Source organism: Micromonospora sp. CPCC 206060 (assembly GCF_036906895.1).
Lineage (GTDB): Bacteria > Actinomycetota > Actinomycetes > Mycobacteriales > Micromonosporaceae > Micromonospora.
Window position 1 is genome coordinate 1 of sequence record NZ_JBAKHU010000192.1, and the last position, 2155, is coordinate 2155.

Here is a 2155-nt window from a genome sequence, read left to right on the forward strand (position 1 = left end):
GGCTTCGACGATCATTCCTGCGCCGACGGTGCGGTTGGTTGCCTCGTCGATGACGATGAACCCGCCCGTGGTGCGGTTCCGGCGGTACTCATCCGCCAGAAGGGGAACCGTGGTGCGTAGCCGGACCCGGCCGATCTCGTTGAGCCGCAACTCACCCGCGGTCTCGTCCCGGTGCAGGGTGTTGATGTCCAGCCGGTAGTGCAGACCCCGAACGACCGCCCGCGCCGACCGGGTCGTGTGCTTGATCGCGTACCGGCCACCGGGCTGCAACGGACGGGACTCGTCCATCCAACACACCATCGCCTCGATGTCCTGCGCCACCGCCGGAGCATTGTTCGGCCGGCAGATCAGATCCCCCCGGGAGATGTCGATCTCGTCCTCCAACCGGATCGTCACCGACATCGGCGGGAACGCCTGCTCCACCGGACCATCCGCCGTCTCGATCACCGAGATCCGCGAGGTGAACCCCGACGGCAACACCATCACCTCGTCACCCGGCTTCAACACACCCGAGGCGACCTGCCCCGCATAGCCGCGGTAGTCCGTCACCGTGGTCGACTGCGGCCGGATCACATACTGCACCGGGAACCGCACATCCTGAAGATTGCGGTCCGAGGCGATGTGCACCCGCTCCAGATGGTGCAACAACGACGGCCCCTCGTACCACGGCATGTTCTCCGACCGGGACACGATGTTGTCACCCCGCAACGCGGAGATCGGCACCACCGTCAGATCCGGCGCGTCCAACTTCGCGGCGAACGTGGTGAACTCATCCGCGATCCGCTCGAACACCTCCTGCGACCAGTCCACCAGATCCATCTTGTTGACACAGAGCACCAGGTGCGGCACCCGCAACAACGAACACAGGAACGCGTGCCGCCGGGACTGCTCGACCAACCCCTTACGCGCGTCCACCAGGATCAACGCCAGATCCGCCGTCGACGCACCGGTGACCATGTTCCGCGTGTACTGGATGTGCCCCGGAGTGTCCGCGATGATGAACTTCCGCCGCGGCGTCGCGAAGTACCGGTACGCCACATCGATCGTGATGCCCTGCTCCCGCTCGGCCCGCAGACCGTCGGTCAACAACGCCAGGTTCGTGTACTCGTCACCCCGCGCCGCACTGACCGCCTCGACGGCTTCGAGCTGGTCGGTGAAGAGCGATTTGGTGTCATAGAGCAGCCGGCCGATGAGCGTCGACTTACCGTCGTCCACGCTGCCGGCGGTGGCGAAGCGGAGCAGATCCATCGGGCGAGCCTCGACCGGCTCGGCAACGGTGGCGGTCATCAGAAGTAGCCCTCCCGCTTGCGGTCCTCCATGGCAGCCTCACTCACCCGGTCATCACCCCGGGTGGCACCCCGCTCGGTGATCCGCGTCGACGCCACCTCCTCGATGACCTTCTCCACCGTGTCCGCGTCGGAGCGGACCGCAGCGGTGCAGGAGGCGTCGCCCACCGTCCGGTACCGCACCTGCTCGGTGAAGACCCGCTCGTCGGGACGCGCCCGGAAGAACTCGTTGACCGCGTAGAGCATCCCCTCCCGGTCGACCACCTCACGCTCATGCGCGTAGTAGATCGACGGCAACGGCAACCCCTCCCGGGCGATGTAATGCCAGATGTCCAACTCAGTCCAGTTCGACAACGGAAACACCCGGATCGACTCACCCGGATGATGCCGCCCGTTGTACAACGACCACAGCTCCGGACGCTGGTTCTTCGGATCCCACTGCCCGAAGTCATCCCGGAAACTGAACACCCGCTCCTTCGCCCGCGCCTTCTCCTCATCCCGGCGCGCACCACCGAACAACGCGTCAAACCGGTACTTCTCCACCGCGTCCAACAGCACCGGCGTCTGGATCCGGTTACGCATCCCATCCGGCGACTCGTGCACCAGACCACTGGCGAGCGCCTCGGGGACGCTGGCCACCACCAGGTGCAGACCCAGCTCAGCCACCCGCTGATCCCGGTACTCCAGCACCTCCGCGAAGTTGTGCCCGGTGTCCACGTGCATCACCGGGAACGGGATGCCCGCCGGCGCGAACGCCTTCTGCGCCAGCCGCAGCATCACGATCGAATCCTTGCCCCCGGAGAAGAGCAGCACCGGCCGCTCCAACTCCGCCACCACCTCACGCATGATGAAGAGGCTCTCCGCCTCCA

Annotated in this window: 2 protein-coding genes; both read right to left on the reverse strand. The window is 65.9% G+C overall.

Annotation, left to right across the window (positions count from 1 at the left end; all coding sequences use genetic code 11):
* A partial coding sequence (cysN, locus tag V6U90_RS33145; RefSeq protein ID WP_334445080.1) for a sulfate adenylyltransferase subunit CysN occupies positions 1-1287 on the reverse strand: 1287 nt, incomplete at its 3' end.
* On the reverse strand, positions 1287-2155 hold an 869-nt coding region (cysD, locus tag V6U90_RS33150; protein ID WP_334445082.1), incomplete at its 5' end, for a sulfate adenylyltransferase subunit CysD. The genes cysD and cysN, both read right to left, overlap by 1 nt.